The sequence below is a fragment of the Pseudodesulfovibrio sp. zrk46 genome, assembly GCF_012516435.1.
Lineage (GTDB): Bacteria > Desulfobacterota > Desulfovibrionia > Desulfovibrionales > Desulfovibrionaceae > Pseudodesulfovibrio.
Genome location: NZ_CP051216.1, coordinates 1,297,511 through 1,315,093 on the forward strand (window position 1 = coordinate 1,297,511; position 17,583 = coordinate 1,315,093).

Below are 17,583 nucleotides of genomic sequence, written 5' to 3' on the forward strand. Positions count from 1 at the left end.
GTTAAAACCACGCGCACGAAGTGCGTGATGGTCTACTCGATAGGGTCGGGCAGGACGCTGGCCCACTTGCCGAGAATGCGGGCACTCGTTCCGTCATCAAGCATTTCACTGAATATCATGGCCAGCTTCGGAGCGAGGGCAGCATGTTTACTGTTGAGGACATGATAGACCATGTCCTTATGCAGGGCCGGAGAGAGGTAAACCCGAATGCCAAATGCGTTCGCCGCATTCAGGCCGACTTGAGCATGGTGAACCACTGCATCAATTCTCGAATCCTCAAGAGAACGAAAGAGCTGTTCGAGCTTGTTGGCTTCGTAGGCGTCAATTCCATTCGCTTTACACAGCGTCACCGGCAGCTGTGCTCCTCGTACAACCCCCACCCTGAGGTCAGTGAGATCCTCCCATGAGTTCACTTTGATATCCTGATTGGCTGTGAACGCTACGAGGGTTTCCGTGGCTACAGGAGTCTTGACGGGAATCAGTTCACTATACGGCTGATATGATGCCTTTGTTCGTCCGGCACACGCGTCTATGCGTCCGCTGTTCGCTTCTTCGAGGTCCCGCAGGCGGGGCATGTAGGCAAATTGGGGTTGTATGCCGATTCTGCCATACACTTCGATAAAAAATGCTTCTATTTCGGGAGACCTGCATCCCTGCTGCTCCAGACAGGGGAGGCTGATAGTATACTCTGCCTGTTGCGCCCATGCTGCTGATGAACCCAACAACAGGGAGACTATTATGAGGAGTTGCAGACAGTTTCTCATGAAAAGAAACTAGCAACGTTTAACCAAAACACCAACGGTTTTATTGAAATAGACGTGTTGATTGCAGTCTTTTCTTCGAGTATGCATGGCTGGATATTCTGATCGAGGTACACATGATCGCTACAATTTCTTGCGCCGCCCTCATGGGCATTGATGCCTTCAAAATCCAACTCGAAGTCGATTTTTCCCGCTCCGGCATGCCTGCCTTCACCATGGTCGGGTTGGCCGAAGGTGCGGTCCGCGAATCCAAGGAACGCGTCTTTTCCGCCCTCAAGAACTGTGGGTTCAAGGTACCGCCTGCGCGTATCACCGTGAACCTTGCTCCAGCTGACGTGCGCAAGGCGGGCAGCGCCTATGACCTGCCGTTGGCGCTCGGCATTCTGTGCGCCATGGACGTGCTCAAGCCGGAACAGGTGGATGGCTGGTACATGGCGGGCGAGCTGTCCCTGACAGGCGAACTCAAGCCTGTTCCCGGCGTGTTGCCGCTGGCCATGGCTGCCCGCTCCGGCGGCGGCAAGGGCATCATCGTGCCCGAGGCCAATGGTCGCGAAGGCGCTGTGGTCAAGGATATCCCGGTCATCGGCGGTCGCGATCTGGGTCAGGTGGTGCGCATGCTGCTGGGCGAGGAAGTGGTGGACGCCGCCAGCGTGGACATCGACACCCTGTGGAGCGAGCGGCAGGATTTTCTGATGGACTTCGCCGAGGTGAAGGGACAGGAACACGCCAAGCGCGCCATCGAGATCGCAGCGGCAGGAAACCATAATCTCCTGTTTATCGGCCCTCCCGGTTCAGGCAAGACCATGCTGGCCAAGCGCATCCCCACCATTCTGCCGCCCCTCCAGTTCGATGAGGCGTTGGAGGTCACCAAGATTTACTCTGTGGCCGGATTGTTGCCACGCGATCAGGCCCTGATGGTGTCGAGACCCTTCAGAACCCCGCACCACACCATTTCTGACGTGGGCCTCATCGGTGGCGGACGCTACCCGCAACCCGGTGAGACCTCCCTGGCTCACCGCGGAGTGTTGTTCCTCGACGAGATGCCCGAATTCCAGAAGTCAGTGCTGGAAGTCCTGCGCCAACCACTTGAGGACGGCGAGGTCTCCATCTCCCGCTCTCTTGTCTCCTTGAAGTATCCGGCAGACGTGATGCTGGTGGCTGCCATGAATCCCTGTCCGTGCGGCTACCTGACCGACGACGCCCATCCGTGCGAGTGCTCGCCGCTGGCCGTACAGCGCTATCGTGGCAAGATTTCCGGCCCCCTGCTGGACCGCATCGATTTACAGGTGGATGTGCCTGCCGTGCCGTATGAGGACCTGAAAAAGGCCAAGAGCGACGTGGATTCCGCGTCCATGCGCGAGCGCATCGGCGCAGCACGGGCCGTACAGAAGGAGCGCTATGCCGATATGCCCATCCTGACCAACTCGCAGCTGGAAGGCGCGGCGCTGGAACAATACTGCAACGTGGGCGAGGCCGAGCACGAATTTCTCAAACAGGCCGTGGATTCACTGGGCCTGTCAGCCCGTGCCTACACACGAGTCCTCCGCATCGCCCGCACCATCGCGGATCTGGAAGGGAGTGCCGACATCGACGCCGGGCATCTGGCCGAAGCCATCAATTATCGGAGCATGGACAGGCAGGGGAAAAATGCTTCTAACTCTATCTAGAATCAATCAATAAGAAACTATACCAAAGATAGACCCTTAGACAAAACAACGGCGATAGACTAAACGAAAGTCTATCAAACACAGTAACAACACGCGGGCGAAATACATCAAATTGCGCAACAAAGATTATCAACGGATCAAGGCTACGGAGAGATTGGCATGAGTGAAGAGAAGAACAATAACAACTATAGAGATTTTTTCGTCACCACCCATATTAATCGGATGATCAGTTCATTCTTGGCTGAAATGAATGCATACACGGACTCGACCAATTCTTGGACGAGTGAACGCAACATGTATATCAAATTTATCCTGAATTCCATGAAGAACGCTCCAGACATGTGGGACCAAAATTGCCAAATCAGCATCGAATCCCGTGGCGACAATTTTCGAAGACGCCTTGAGTCTCAGGGAAAGCCAAGGAACAAAGCAGAGCTAGACCATGTGTACACTGCCTGCCACCGCTTTCTTCTCGAACTAGATCTATCTATCCCTGGCGACCTGTCCCATGAATTTGCTGAAGCTTTCGCTTTTGGCAGTAACCAAATATCAGAATTTGATATTCAAGCGCAAAGATCAATCAAGTGGACCATACAGCATATGCCCATCAGCATAATGAAGAACATGCTTAAAAGAAGTGAACTCGTGGACCTTCGGGATTTGGGCAAAACCCGGCAAAAAGTAGATCACCAAATCCGTACTTGGCAGGAAGGACTGGCGGAGAAAATGACAGACTGGGACAAACGGATCACGGGAAGCGAAGCCAAAACCAAAGGATTACTTCGCATGTTGAAGCAGTTCGAGACCGGGGCCCATTTCGTAGGGTTACACCTGGGCTTCAAAAGACTGCGAAATGAGAAAGAAAAAGAAATGGAGCATGCCCGAACCACCATGGGAGTGTTGGGGTTGGCTTCAATCGCACCGATCCTGATTAAGCTGATAGTGCTTTCATCTAATCCAGACTTGGCCTCCAACGGGATGGTGCTTCTGGGCTTAAGCCTACCCGTTCTTTCACTCACAGCCATCGGCCTGTATTTTTTCCGCGTAGCACTAATGGACTACAAATCCACCAAGTCCCAACTTCTTCAGCTCGACCTGCGCATGTCGCTATGCGAATTCATCCAGAGCTATTCCGAATACAAAACCGAAATCGAAGACAAGGAAGCGCTAAATCGATTCGAGCAGGTAGTTTTTTCCGGCATCGTGTCCGAGGAATCAAAAATTCCAGCAGCCTTTGATGGGCTGGAGCAATTGGCCAAGGTAATCAATACCGTAACAAAAGCCCCTGGGACCAAGGTTTCATAAACGTTGAAACCCACCTCCCAAACGACCTTTCAACCATAACCTTCCAACATTCACAACACCATGAACCAAGCGCCCTTGGCCTCACACGAGCCCGGGACACTTTATCTTATGTCATTTTACGACGGCATTAAATGAACACCTTCTTGACGGTTGTGAAGACCGCATCACTGATCAGATTAGCGCGACTTTCCTTTTTATTTTATGAGCTAAACCTCAACGGACTACGGAATTAGCAGCATGGACAGACAGGGGAAATAATATAAGGTGCTTGGACTAGTTCTGCCCGCGCGGCGGGGGATTATCCGGATGCAGCACCATCTTGCCGTCGCGCTCCTCACAGATTCCGGTCACCTCATCTCCACGGGGGGAAGTGAAGACAGCCTTGTCGCCGACCTTCTTGCCCTCACATGCCTCATAGGCTTCTTCCGGCGGGCCCTGACGTTTGCCACCCTGCCCCCGGCCTCCGCCGGGTTGAGCGAGCGCACAGGTGCCCATTGCCACCACCAATACAAAAACAAACAACACTCTTTTCATCAGTAACTCCTCTCTTTTCAGAATTACGACGAGTATTGCCTATAAGAGCAAACCGGTCTTGTTTAGTTTGCTATTTTTACGGTTAAACTTTGTAAAATGAATGGTATTACAGAGCGTTATTAATACTACTCTGGGGAAGAACAGATTATTCGTCTTCTTCTGCTTCCTCATCCCTCTTCCGCACATGCCAACTGTCGTATAGGAAAAAGACGAAAACACCGGACAGGAGAATTGCCAGAATAAGGATGGTGTCACGCAACCAGTGGGTTTCCTCAGCCTCGGTGACAAACCATCGTTCGCCCAGGAGTTCATGCTCGGTCGTGCTGAACTCGGAGAACCCCTGATCCACCAGCTTGATGAGGGTCTCATTCCCCTTGGCAGTGGCTGCGTGCAGGAATTGTGTATAGAGAATTGTCTTGACGATCAGCTTATTGGAGTGGCCCAGATTCCCCACTTCGTATCCCATTACGGGGTGATCTCCGGCCAGCGCCTCGATCTTTCCGGCCACAAGGGCTTCGGCTATCTCGGCTATGGTATCCAGCGGCACAAGCTTGGCTTCGGGATGTTCCTTGCGCAGGAAGTATTCCGCATATCCTTTGTCCAGCACGCCTATGGCGTAGTTTGCATAGATCTTGTCGAGTTTGGTGTCTTTATCCCGTGACACCAACAGGGCAGACTTGAGCTCATGATAGGGTCGTGAAAAATCCAAATACGCGGCGCGCTCGTCATTGCGGAACAGGCCGCCGTGGAGGTCCACTTCACCGTCTTTGACCATGCGCAGGGTTTGAGGCCATGGTGCGAAACGGAAAAAGACCGGGATTCCCGTCTTTTCGGACCATTTTTTCCACACATCGACAATGTATCCCTTGGGCTGCCCGTTCAATCCCTGAAAGGACATGGGGGCTGCGCCCGGCGGATTGACGATGGTCACGCCATGTTCGCGATACCACTCAAAGTCCTTTGCCAACGCGACGCCTGTCGTGCTGCAAGTCAGCAGCAACGCAGCGACAATCGCTATGGCAAAGAGTGAGCGCAATGGTACTCCATGGATTATTTGGGTAACCGGATGCTGAACGTAGTTCGCCCATCCTGGCTTGAAAACTCAGCATTACCGTCCAGATAGCGCTCCGTAAAGAGCTTTATAACGTAGGTTCCCAAACCACGCTCCGGTGATTTGGTCGAAATATATCGCTTGAAAATGTGCTTGGCGATGTTCTCGGGAATTTCGCCGCAATTCTCTATGGTGAGCACTGTTCTGCCGCTCTCGCCCGTCACTGCCGACAGCGTAATGACATCGCATTTGTCCTGTAACGATTCCAAGGCATTCACAAGCATGCACCGGATGACATGACCCAGAATACGTTTGTCTGTATGGATGTCGCCACACTCGTATTTCCGCTCCACCACGAGCGGCTGGACGTTGCGGATTTCGCACTCCTCTTCCACCAGCTTGTCGATGAAATCCGGAAGATTGAACGAGGTCTTGATGGCGCCCAGACGCCCTTCTTCTCCGGCGCTGAGGTCATTATGAAAGATCACATCGCGCAGGATACGCTTGGAGGAGGTGGCGAGCAGCGGGAAGAGCGGGTTGTTCTCGTTATCCTCTTCCATCATTTGGGTCAGGGTATTCAGGCCACCGCTGGCATTGATCAGCCCGTGGTAGAAAGTGTTATTCAGATACCTGAGACGCAACTCGTGACTGACGTCCATGGCGAAGAGAAAGACGAACTGCTGATCCCGGAACGTCACAGGTTTGGTGAAGACCTGCAAATCGAGCGGTGCTTCGGCGTCGTTGACGAGTCTGATGAGGCGGCAATCCTGACAGTCATTTTCCCCGCCCATGCTTTTTATGATGGCATTGGCCGCACCGCACGTATTGCAGAAGCTTGAGCAGCCGCAACCGGCTTCGACCAAATTGGAGTGCACACAATCCAGGGCCTCGCCCGGACGCATGCCGATAATCTCTTCAAGCTGTTTTTCTGTCAGCTCATTAAAGGTATTGTTGCTGAATACGATCTGTCGATGCTCATTGAGAACCAGTATGGAGACCGGGACCGCATCAAACCACGGAAGCAGAAATTCTTCTCTCAGTTCCTCTGACACCTGAGTGACATCTTCCTTGGACAGTCTCGCTGCCGGGGCAAAAAAAGTCTCTAGCTCTTCTCCGATCATTTTCATCTCACTCAATCCATATATTTTGTCGTGTCATCCCCAATGGCAGGGCAGATCGCCCCACGTATGATAATTTCATAAGATGATACGATAAACCATATACAGGTCAACAATATTCGTGAATATATACTCTCTTGAACCGAGGTCATAGACTCCCTCACGTAATACTGACGCAACCAATGGATCGGGATCATTCGTGAATACCGACTTCCGCGGTCTGATTAGTACATGAGAGCATGCATGGAAGAGCATATTGCTCAGAATGAGCGTATACGAGAAACGGTTGATTTTTCCGAAAAGGGGCGGCACAAGGGCAACCATACGGTGGAAACAAAAAATCACACGCCTCGATTAGGGAGAGGAGACGTGTGATTTTGCTGAGCGACCCGAGATGTCGGGGAGAGTTCGGGCCGTTCGATGTCCTGTTGGAAAATTTAGGTAAGCTGGCTAATCCCCGCTGCCATGAAGAAGGACATGCAGATCCAGAGGCAGGTCTTAGCGGTTTCCGCTGCGAAGCAGCGTGCCGGGGTCGTGGAATCTTCAGGTTCGATAAGGTACGACCAAGTGAATTTTTCTTTGCCTTTGCGCATATTGTTTCCTCCTTTGAAATCCCTACTCCGCGGTAGGTGGATATTTTAATACGCAGAAGGCGTGTTGTGGTCCAATAACAAAGCCTGAGGGCTGTCATAACGAATTCCGATTGCTGAGCGGAATGCATGGGATTAGGTTGATCACATGGAATTGTACCAACTGAGAACGCTCATAGCCGTTGCAGAGGAAGGCAACTTCACCCGGGCGGGCAAACGCGTGCACGCTACCCAACCCGCTGTCAGCGCCCATATCAAGGCACTGGAAGAAGAGCTTGGCGTACGCCTGTTCGACCGCACCCCGCGTGGCGTTGAACTGACTGTGGCCGGTAGTGAATTGATTGCCGACGCCATCGACGTGTTGGCCGCCGCCGAGAAGCTGCAGGCCCGGGCCGTGACCCTGCGCGGCGAAGTGGTGGGTAATTTCACCATTGGCCTGTGCGCGGACATGGCATTTCTCAAAGTGGAAAAACTGCTGGAGCACATGGGCGAACGCTTCCCCATGTTGAATATGCAGCTCTTGCAAATCCCATCAGGCGCAGTGCTTACCGATCTCCGCGCAAAGAATCTGGACGCGGGCTTTGTGTTCTCAGGTAACCCCTACAGCGATCTGCAGGCCATCAAGTTGACCGAGCCGGAATACTTCATTGTGGGGGCCGCCAAATGGCGTGACAGGCTGGAAAACGCCGGCCCGGAAGAACTATCTCAATTCACTTGGGGTATGGCCACCGAAAACTCGCCGCTCCGGGAAATCCAGCTCTCGATCTTCAGCGAATACGCCATTCGCCCTGCCCAGACCATTGGTGCCAATTCCGAGGAAGTGCTTCGTCCGCTGGTAGAAGAAGGCCGGGTACTGGCCATGATGCGCGAAGATGAGGCCATGGAGCTGGTGGAATCCGGCAAGGGGGCCATCTGCACCTCACTCGGCAAGCACCCCACCGAACTGAACTTCGTCTACCGCAAGTCACAGGCTGACGAACCCGCGCTCGACGCGCTCATCAGTGTAGTGAAAGATGTGTGGGAAGTGTAAGCAGACCACACGCCATACAATTGGCGCATAAAATCCATACAATTTACATTATTCACCAGCCGCCGGCATGGTAAAAGTAAATATTGACCCTTGGTTAACGACACTCTCTGCTCGAATGCTACCGTTATAGTGCTCGATAATTTTTTTCGAAATTGCGAGGCCCATGCCGCTACCGCGAGTGACTTGCTTGAGGTCTGATTCCGCCTTGGCCACCTGATAGAACTTGTCGAATACGCTCTCCAGTTCATCAGCAGGGATGCCTCTTCCGGTATCCTTGACGGACACCCGCAGCCAGCCGCTTTCGGTGGTGTCTGCCTTGATTACCACCTCTCCTTCATGAGTAAACTTGGCAGCATTGCCCACCAGATTGTTGAGAACCTGCAAAATCCTGTCTGGGTCGGCTACGACCTTGGGAAGATCTGTCTTCATCTCCAATCGGAATGACACAGGGGAATCCGTGAAGTACCCCTCCAGGATCGGAGCGGCCTGCGTAAGCATTTTGACCGGGTCAACAGCCACATCGTTCCAGGCTATGCCACCGGACTCAATCTTGGACAAATCAAGGAAATCGCTCACCAGACGGGTCAAGCGCTCCCCTTCCTGTTCGATGATATTCAGGTTGTCACTGATCCGCCGGCCCTTTTTATCCAGCCCTTTCTCCTTGCTGAACGGCAGGAAATATTTGGTAAAATCACGATCGATCAATTTGCAAAAACCAAGCACTGCGGTCAGTGGCGTACGCAGATCATGGGAAACCGTATTCAGTACAGCCGTCTTGAGCTCATCCACCTTTCTCAGCTCATAGTTGGCCATCTCCAGCTCACGGGAGCGATGCATCAGTTCTTCGGTGCGCGATTCAATGATCGTCTCCTGATAATTATTCAGGTCCTCAAGTTCCTTTTCCGCAAATCGACGTGCCCGGTTGTTGACCAACAGGATAATGACCATCACTGAAAGCACAACGGCCACAATAGTGAGTGTCCACGCCTCGAACGCATAGGTATCGTAAATGGATTGCGGAACGTTGATGATGATAGCCTGTTCAGGCAGATTGCTTTGGCTCAACCCGAACTTCTCCATCACGTTGTAATCGAACATGTATCGATTTGATTTCTGCAGCATTACCGGAATCAGATCGATGCTCTTACCTTCAACTACATCCACGGCCATGGAAGCCGCCATTTCGCCCTGGTAGCGTCCCGACGCAAGCTTGCCGCCCACGATACCTTCACCGAGGTAAAAGTCCCATACGCCGTAAATGGGGACGTTTGAGGTGGAATACAGTTTGGTGATGCTTTCGCTGAATGTATAGCTAACTCCATCGGCATCCTTAGTGAAAGTCGCCAGAAATGCGGCACTGTCTTTTGGCAACCCGGCCAGCGTCTTCTGCATCCACTCCATAGACATGTTGTCCAGCCACGTAATATCCACTTCGCCCTGGAACTTATTGACCATATCCTGCGACCGGGCACGCATGATTCTTCCGGTGGTCGTATCGTCAATGACGAAATAGATGGTCTTGAGACCGGGTTGCAGATCTATGGCCGAGCGGATGGTAGCAGCCATGTCCGGTGCTTCAAATACCCCTGTAATATTCTTGAAATTCTCCTGCTCGGCCAATCCAAGATTATTGACGCCGCAAAAGATGATAGGCGCGCCATTGAATAATTCATGGCGGTGCTCCATGGCGAAATTGACGGCATTGTCATCCGAAGTGATGACGGCAGCCAACTTGGTATCTCCATATTTGAGCTTGTACTTCTGGTTTAACAGCTCCAGATATTCCGGACTGAAATGGTTCTTGGTGTCCATGAATTCAATGAACAACTTGTACTTGCCATTAAATCCATCCAAAGTTTCTTCAACACCCTTGGTAATGGATGCCGTCCAGTCGATATCAAGGTCATAGGAGTTGAGCAGCAGCACGTTTTTGACCTCTGCCCGGGCAAAACTTGCACCCGACAGAAGCAATACTGCCAACAATGTCAGTATGAACCGTATCAATTTGTTCACAACCAAACCACTCTCAACACACTATAATAATTATTTTTTCACACCACCACTTAGAAGACACAATTCAATCATGCTACGGCTCATAAAAAAATGCCAGTATTATAACTCCTTCATTCCTAGGAGTTAAAATAAAACCCCCCGACAAATGTCAGGGGGTTATTTTAATTCTTCGGTGGCGGAGCAATCTTCGGCGGTGGTATATACGGCAGGCTGGACAGTCGCGATTCAATCACCTTGGGATTGGGATACGTCTCCAGGATTGATTCCAGCAGTTCCTTGGTCTTGGTATAATCCCGCTCGTTCTCATAAATGTCCGCCAGCAGGAAGATACTCAGGACGCGCGTCTCTTCCTCCACGTCCTGAAGTTCCAGCAGCATTTCCAAGGCGCGCTTTGATTGACTCCAATTGGAAATGAAGCTGTAGCTCTGGGCTAATTCATACAGGCAATTTGCCTTGTAATCATCATTCTCGGCCTGATTGGCGCAGTTTTCCAGCGTATCAGCCACCAGTTCATAGTTGCCCATGATCCGATACAATTTGGCCATGCGCAGCTGCGTCTGATAGGTATGTTCCGGTGAATTCATGGCGTGGACCAGGCACTTTTCAAAGGACTCGATGGCCTTGGCCCGGTTGCCCAGTTGTGCATACACATCGCCCAATTGGAACATGATGCGCCACGCATCTTCCGGGTCCACACCCAGCTCCAGATACATGGCTTCGAGCAGCACAACAGCCCTGTCCAAATCACCCTTGATGGACACCGCGATCTCGCTCAGCCGATCCCATGCCTCACGGCGATTTTTGCCCTGTGGTTCGACCTGCAGGTATCGTTCGTAGTCCTTTTCGGCCTCAAGGTAGAAGCCTTTGGAATACGCCGTACGTGCACGCTCGATATCCTCTTCGCCCGGTGTTTTCGATTCGATACAGCCGGGCAGCACCAGCATGGCTGCGAGTATGATTGATAGAAGTAGTTTCATATACCGCCAAATCTCTTAAGAATGCCTCCGGCGGCCCTTTGGGACCCTGCCGGGAGCCTCCTCGCCGGAGAGGCGTCTCCGACGGCTTAAGAACCTTTTGTTAAAGGTTCTTAAGAATCTCCAAAACTTTTTATCGCGCCTTCGGCGAGGCCGAACCAGCGCGATAATGTGTCTATTTCTAACTCAACTGACTCAACCCGAAAAGCATTATCCGACAGCTGTCCCTATCAAGCTCCCTCTCCCCACGCGGATGCGCATACAAAAAGTTTAGGAAAAAGTAGAGATGGGAATCTGGAGGAAGGGAGAGGGATAACCCTTTACAAAGGGTTTCCCACTCTCCCCCCAGCCGTGACCGCAGGGAATGCAGCGTTGCACGGAGTGCACCTGCTCGCTAGAGCAGGGAGGCGCGAAGCGACTCAAGCGGCACGGAGGCATTCTTATGCCGGATTGTCGTTCAGTTTGTCGTCATCGTCCATGACGAGGTCGAAGCCTGCCACGGAGTTGCTGCCGTCCATGCGTACCAGTCGCACACCCTGGGTGGCGCGACCGCGGGTCAGGGACACTTCGCCAACGGACATGCGGATGACCTTGTTCTGCGTGGTGAGCAGGATCACGTCATCGCTCTCGTTGACCATGCGTGCACCGACGACCTTACCGGTCTTGTTGGTGAGACGCATGTTCAGGATACCCTTACCACCGCGAGATTGTACTCGATACTGGTCGATGGAAGTACGCTTACCGAAACCGCCCTCAGAGACAGTCAACAGCTGATCGCGTTCTTCATCGCCGGTGACGACACAGGCAACAACTTCATCGTCGCCGCGCAGGGCCACACCCTTCACACCAGCGGTGGCGCGTCCGAGCGGACGGGCATCGTTGATATTGAAGCGGATGGCGGAACCATCGCGGGTGGCGAGGATGCAATCCACATCAGGCTCGATCTCGCGGACCATCATCAGCTCATCGTTATCGCGCAGGTTGACCGCACGAATACCGGTGGAACGGCAGTTGCCGTACAGGCCGATGGAGGAGCGCTTGATCATGCCCTTCTTGGTGACGAAGAGGAAGAATCGATCATCTTCGAACTCACGCAGCGACAGACAGGTGGCGATGTATTCATCCTTGTCCAGCGGCAGCAGGTTGTTGACGTGTCCACCCTTGGCGTAGCGGGAACCTTCGGGAACCTGATGCACCTTGATTTTGAACATCTTGCCGAAGTTGGTGAACATCACCAGATGCTGATGGTTGGTGGTCAGCATGAAGGTGTGAATGAAGTCGCCGTCGCCGGTCTGAACACCGGAGATACCCTTTCCGCCACGACGCTGGGCCGTGTAGTTGGAGAGCGGTGTACGCTTGATGTAACCGCGCTGGGACAGGGTGATAACAGTCTCTTCATCCGGGATGAGATCTTCGATGTCGATGGAATCCGGGTCAGCCATGAGGAGTTCGGACTTACGCGGAGTGGCGTAGTTTTCCTTGATCTCCATGAGCTCAGTGCGGATGACACCCTTGAGCACTTCCTCGTTCTCGAGGATGGACTTGAAGTATTCGATTTTCTTCATCAGCTCGGCCAGTTCTTCGAGCAGCTTGTCGTGCTCGAGACCGGTGAGCTTCTGGAGGCGCATGTCGAGGATGGCCTTGGCCTGAATCTCGGTAAGTTCGAAGCGATCCATGAGTCCCTGACGGGCTTCATCAGGCGTCTTGGATGCGCGGATGAGCTTGACCACTTCGTCGATGTTGTCGAGGGCGATGCGCAAACCTTCCAAGATGTGGACGCGGCGCTCGCACTTCTCGAGATCGAACTTGGTGCGGCGAATAATGACTTCGCGGCGGTGATCCAGGAAGTGGCTGAGAACCTCTTTCAGGTTCAGCAGCATGGGACGCTTGCCCACAACGGCCATCATGTTGATGCCGAAGCTGCTCTCCAACGGAGTGAACTTGTAGAGGGAGTTGATGATGATATCTGCGATGGCGCCACGCTTGAGGTCCATGACGATGCGGATACCGTTGCGGTCTGATTCGTCGCGCAGATCGGAGATACCTTCGATCCTCTTCTCGTGGACCAGGGCTGCGATCTTTTCGACCAGGCTGGACTTGTTGAGCGCAAAGGGAATTTCCCTGATGACGATACGCTCTTTCTTACCCTTTTTGGCCTCTTCCACCTCAACCACACCGCGCATTTTGATGGAGCCGCGGCCAGTGGTGTAGGCGTCGATCAGTCCCTGCCCGCCGAAGACCATGCCGCCGGTGGGGAAGTCAGGACCGGTGACGTGCTGCATCAGATCAATGGCCGTGCAATCGGGAGTATCCAGCAGGTGCACGGAACCATCGATGAGCTCGCCCAGGTTGTGAGGCGGAATATTGGTGGCCATACCGACCGCGATACCGGTGGTACCGTTGAGCAGCAGGTTGGGCACCTTGGTGGGCAGGACAGAGGGCTCCTGCATGGTGTTATCGTAGTTGGCCCGGAAGTCGACGGTGTTCTTTTCGATGTCGCCGAGGAACTCGCCGCAGAGCTTGGCCATGCGTACTTCGGTGTAACGCATTGCTGCCGCGGCATCGCCGTCGATGGAACCGAAGTTACCCTGGCCGTCCACCAGCATGTCGCGCATGGAGAAGTCCTGCGCCATACGGACGAGGGCGTCGTAGACTGCCGAGTCGCCGTGCGGGTGGTATTTACCGATGACGTCACCGACAACACGCGCGGACTTCTTGTACGCACGGTTGTGGTAGTTACCCAGGTCATGCATGGCGTACAGGATGCGGCGGTGAACCGGCTTCAAGCCGTCACGCACATCCGGAATGGCACGCCCGATGATGACCGAGAGGGAGTACTCAAGATAGCTTTTCTTGAGTTCGCTTTCGATAGTAATCGTATTACTCATGTATTTGCCTCGGATTAGATATCCAGTTCCTGCACAGCCAGTGCATTTTTCTCAATGAATTCGCGTCGCGGTTCGACGTTGTCGCCCATGAGGTCCATGAAGATGTCATTGGCGGCAGCCGCATCTTCGATATGGACCTGCAGCATGGTGCGCTTCTCCGGATGCATGGTGGTTTCCCACAGCTGATCCGGGTTCATCTCACCCAGACCCTTATAGCGCTGGATCTGCCAGCCGCGGTGGGCTTCCTCGATGACCGAGTCGTACAGCGTGAACAGGCCGGAAACATCCTTCTGACCATCCTTGAGCTGCAGGACGAAGTCAAAGCCGCCGCATTCCGCCTTGATGGCCGAATAGATCTCGAAGCCCTTCTTGTAGAGCTTGGAATAGAAGAATTCCATGGCCAGACGAGTGCGGTGGCCGTTGTCATTCTCGAAGACGATGTAGGTGCGGTCCTTGTCCAGCTCATAGTCGTGTTCAACGATGATGTCGGCCTTGTAACCGGCTTCGGCGAAAGTAGCCTTGAACTGTTCGGGGTCATTCTCTTCGAAGTAGGTGAAGGAGATGCGTTCCGGGTAGTCAAGCATTGCCTGATAGAGTCCGACTTCGATACCTGCAGTCTCTGCCTCGTTGAACTTGGCGCGCAGGAAACGGATCTTGTCCATGATGTCCATCAGGTCGGTGGTGGCAAAGTCCTTGCCGCTTGATGCCTTGATGATCACGTCGCCGCCGACACGTTCCATGAGGAAGTCGTCGAGCTCGATGTCATCCTTGATGAACCGCTCGAATTTACCCTTGTGGGCGCGGTACAGAGGCGGCTGGGCGATGTACAGGTTGCCGCGGTTGATCAGCTCTTCGTACTGCCTGAAGAAGAAGGTCAGGAGCAGGGTACGGATGTGTGAGCCGTCAACGTCAGCATCTGTCATGATGACGACCTTGTGGTAGCGGAGCTTGTCGAAGTCCTTCTCTTCTTCGGCGTTACCGATACCGATGCCCAGCGCGGTGATCATGGCGCGGATTTCCTTGTTACCCAGCATCTTGTCCATGCGGGTCTTTTCCACGTTCAGGATCTTGCCTCGCAGGGGCAGGATGGCTTGATATTTGGGGTCGCGGCCCTGTTTGGCCGAACCGCCTGCAGAGTCACCCTCAACGATGAAGATTTCGGACTCTTCCGGCTTCTTGGACTGGCAGTCAGCCAGCTTGCCCGGCAGGGAGTTGTCGGACAGGGCGCCTTTGCGGCGGACGAGATCACGCGCCTTGCGGGCGGCCTCACGGGCACGGGCTGCGTCAACGACCTTCTCGATGATGAAGCGGGCTTCCTTGGGGTTCTCCTCAAAGAAGATGTTCAGCTTCTCGTAGATGATGCCGGAGACAAGGCCGGTGGCCTCGGAGTTACCCAGCTTGGTCTTGGTCTGACCTTCGAACTGGGGATCGCCCAGCTTGACGGAGATGACAGAGGTCAGGCCTTCGCGGACGTCGTCACCGGTCAGCTTCTTGATCAGCTTTTTGGGCAGGTCGGCGTTCTGCACGTAGTTGTTGATGGCACGGGTCAGGGCGGTTTTGTAACCGGCCAGGTGGGTACCACCTTCAATGGTGCGGATGTTGTTCGCAAAGGTGTAGGTGTTCTCCTTGTAGGAGGAGGTGTACTGCAGCGCGAACTCGACGACCATGTCTTCGGACTCGCCTTCACCGTACACGATCTCACCGAGAGTGTTCAGGTTGGCGTTGATGTCCTTGACGTACTGGCGGATACCACCATCGAATTTGTAGACTTCCGGCTCCAGTTCGGGGTTGCGCTCATCCTTGAATTCAATCTCAAGGCCGGAGTTAAGGTAGGCCAGCTCCTTGAAACGCTTCCTGAGCACATCATAGTCGAACTGGTTGACCTCGAAAATCTCTTCGTCCGGGCGGAAACGCTGGCTGGTACCGGTGGTGTTGGCATCACCGATCTCTTCCAGTTCCTTGGACACGTGGCCGCGCTCAAACTTCATGCGATGGGTCTTGCCATCACGTTTGACCGTGGTCTCCATGAACTCGGACAGGGCGTTAACACAAGATACACCAACGCCGTGCAGACCGCCGGACACCTTGTAGGTGTCGGAGTCGAACTTACCACCGGCGTGAAGGGTGGTCATGGCCAGCTGGACAGCGGGCACGCCTTCCTTGGGGTGGATGTCGACCGGAATACCACGGCCGTTATCGGTGACGGTACAGGAGTTGTCCATGTGCAGGGTCACTTTGATCTTGTCGCAGAACCCGGCCATGGCTTCATCGATGGAGTTATCGATGACTTCGTACACCAGGTGGTGCAGGCCTCGGATATCGGTGGAGCCGATGTACATGGCAGGACGCTTGCGTACTGCCTCCAATCCCTCAAGGACTGTAATCGAATCGGCGCCGTAGCTGTTGGTCTGTTCGCTCATCTACGCGTTTTCCTCAGTGTAGTAGGTCTCTTCCTGAATCATCATGGGCATCACGATGACCTGATAATCCTTGTCGTCCACGCCGGTCACGCCGCAGGGAGCTTCGGTACCGGTCAAGGTGAACTTCACGGTTTCGGAATTGAAGTGATTGAGTATGTCGATCAGGTTGCGGGTAGGGAACGCAATACGCTGCATATCGCCCGTAAAGGTGGCGTCAAGGGATTCTCGAGCAGTTCCCGTCTCCTGGCCTTGGGCGGAGACCAAAACTTCGGCTCCGTCGAAAGTGAAGTATGCGCAGCGGTTGGAATCGGTGTTGAAGAGAGAGACGCGGGAAAGGGCGTCCACCATCTCCAGTCGATTTACTTCAAGGGTGGAAACATCCGGGTCATTCAGCTTGGCCAGGAAGTTCTGGTAATTGGGGTACTGGTAATAACTCAGCGGCAGGGTGAAGGACTCGCGCTGGTCACCGGTACGGAAGAAGAGGCGCTTGTCGGAGATGGCCAGCTCGATCTCATCAGCAGTCAGCCACTTCTTGAGTTCGGCCAGGTACTTCTTCTGAATCAGGACACCCTCTTCAGGAATCATGGAATAGATGTCGTCGTTCACGAAGTTGAACATGGCGAACTGGTGTCCGTTCAGACCGCAGACTTCCACCTTTTTCACACCGCCCATCTCACGGGGAACCAGATAGATGCAGGCGATGGCTTCCATGGAGTCTTCATCGGAAACGCAGAAGGCGATCTTCTCAATGATCTCATGGAGGAAGTCACCGGACCAGAACACGGTGCCGTCTTCCGGGAAGGTGGAGAACTTCTGGAACCACTCAGGGTCGTTCACGGGGAACTTGTACTTCCTGGCCTTCTGCTCCACCAGCACATTGGTGGACTCTTCATCCGTACGGATGGTCAGTTCACCCTGATTGGAGCGGAGCTGCTTGATCAGGTCGTAAAAGGCGCGTCCCTGAACACCGGCAAGACCTTCGCCCTCGATGGCAGCCGGATATGATCCGCGGAATTCCAGATTCGAGTCGGTGGACATCACGTTCAGGTTTCCGTTCTCGCACTGGAGCCAGATGGTCCGGAGAAAGGCTGCCCCGGTTTTCGCGGGGATGATGTTGGCCGACTTCTGGAGGCCTTCAATGATTTCATCTCTGTTCACTTTCAGAAACATAAATAATATCTCCTTAATTGAGATTTATTGACTCGGTTCTTTTGTTCCTAAAGTATGTAACC

At 53.6% G+C, this 17,583-nt stretch carries 13 protein-coding genes; 3 read left to right on the forward strand and 10 right to left on the reverse strand.

Annotation, left to right across the window (positions count from 1 at the left end):
- Positions 1-32: 32 nt before the first annotated feature.
- Entirely contained in the window at positions 33-764 is a 732-nt protein-coding gene (locus tag HFN16_RS05920) for a transporter substrate-binding domain-containing protein (RefSeq protein WP_168889874.1), read from the reverse strand.
- 113 nt (positions 765-877) lie between these two features.
- Here HFN16_RS05920 and HFN16_RS05925 point away from each other — a divergent pair, with 113 nt between their 5' ends.
- Together HFN16_RS05925 and HFN16_RS05930 are read left to right on the forward strand one after the other, a co-directional pair.
- The gene (locus tag HFN16_RS05925; RefSeq protein ID WP_168889875.1) at positions 878-2,428 is read left to right on the forward strand and encodes a YifB family Mg chelatase-like AAA ATPase; all 1,551 of its coding nucleotides are present in this window, start codon (positions 878-880) and stop codon (positions 2,426-2,428) included.
- A 159-nt stretch (positions 2,429-2,587) separates the two neighbouring features.
- Positions 2,588-3,733: a hypothetical protein gene (locus tag HFN16_RS05930; protein WP_168889876.1), complete on the forward strand. Its 1,146-nt coding sequence runs from the start codon at positions 2,588-2,590 to the stop codon at positions 3,731-3,733.
- A 273-nt stretch (positions 3,734-4,006) separates the two neighbouring features.
- On the opposite strand, the gene HFN16_RS05935 is transcribed toward HFN16_RS05930, so the two are convergent.
- From HFN16_RS05935 to HFN16_RS05950, 4 genes are all read right to left on the reverse strand, one after another.
- A complete protein-coding gene (locus HFN16_RS05935; protein ID WP_168889877.1) occupies positions 4,007-4,267 on the reverse strand; it encodes a hypothetical protein in 261 nt (86 codons plus the stop codon).
- A gap of 145 nt (positions 4,268-4,412) precedes the next feature.
- Positions 4,413-5,303 carry a transporter substrate-binding domain-containing protein gene (locus HFN16_RS05940; protein WP_168889878.1) on the reverse strand — a complete coding sequence of 297 codons (891 nt, stop codon included), beginning with the start codon at positions 5,301-5,303 and terminating at the stop codon, positions 4,413-4,415.
- A 14-nt stretch (positions 5,304-5,317) separates the two neighbouring features.
- Entirely contained in the window at positions 5,318-6,445 is a 1,128-nt protein-coding gene (locus tag HFN16_RS05945; RefSeq protein ID WP_168889879.1) for an ATP-binding protein, read from the reverse strand.
- A gap of 428 nt (positions 6,446-6,873) precedes the next feature.
- Positions 6,874-7,029, reverse strand: coding sequence for a hypothetical protein (locus tag HFN16_RS05950; protein WP_168889880.1), 156 nt, complete (start codon positions 7,027-7,029; stop codon positions 6,874-6,876).
- 145 nt (positions 7,030-7,174) lie between these two features.
- Here HFN16_RS05950 and HFN16_RS05955 point away from each other — a divergent pair, with 145 nt between their 5' ends.
- A complete protein-coding gene (locus HFN16_RS05955) occupies positions 7,175-8,056 on the forward strand; it encodes a LysR family transcriptional regulator (protein ID WP_168889881.1) in 882 nt (293 codons plus the stop codon).
- A gap of 48 nt (positions 8,057-8,104) precedes the next feature.
- Here the strand turns inward: HFN16_RS05955 and HFN16_RS05960 are convergent, their stop codons facing one another.
- From HFN16_RS05960 to dnaN, 5 genes are all read right to left on the reverse strand, one after another.
- On the reverse strand, positions 8,105-10,069 hold the full coding sequence (locus HFN16_RS05960) for a HAMP domain-containing sensor histidine kinase (protein WP_247648454.1): 1,965 nt from the start codon (positions 10,067-10,069) through the stop codon (positions 8,105-8,107).
- Between the two features lie 161 nt (positions 10,070-10,230).
- Positions 10,231-11,046 carry a tetratricopeptide repeat protein gene (locus HFN16_RS05965; RefSeq protein ID WP_168889883.1) on the reverse strand — a complete coding sequence of 272 codons (816 nt, stop codon included), beginning with the start codon at positions 11,044-11,046 and terminating at the stop codon, positions 10,231-10,233.
- A 437-nt stretch (positions 11,047-11,483) separates the two neighbouring features.
- Positions 11,484-13,931 (reverse strand): DNA gyrase subunit A, encoded by a 2,448-nt coding sequence (gene gyrA / locus HFN16_RS05970; RefSeq protein ID WP_168889884.1) that lies wholly within the window; start codon positions 13,929-13,931, stop codon positions 11,484-11,486.
- A 14-nt stretch (positions 13,932-13,945) separates the two neighbouring features.
- Positions 13,946-16,351, reverse strand: a complete 2,406-nt coding sequence (gene gyrB / locus HFN16_RS05975; protein WP_168889885.1) for a DNA topoisomerase (ATP-hydrolyzing) subunit B — start codon at positions 16,349-16,351, stop codon at positions 13,946-13,948.
- Entirely contained in the window at positions 16,352-17,521 is a 1,170-nt protein-coding gene (gene dnaN, locus HFN16_RS05980; RefSeq protein WP_168889886.1) for a DNA polymerase III subunit beta, read from the reverse strand.
- Between the last annotated feature and the right edge of the window lie 62 nt (positions 17,522-17,583).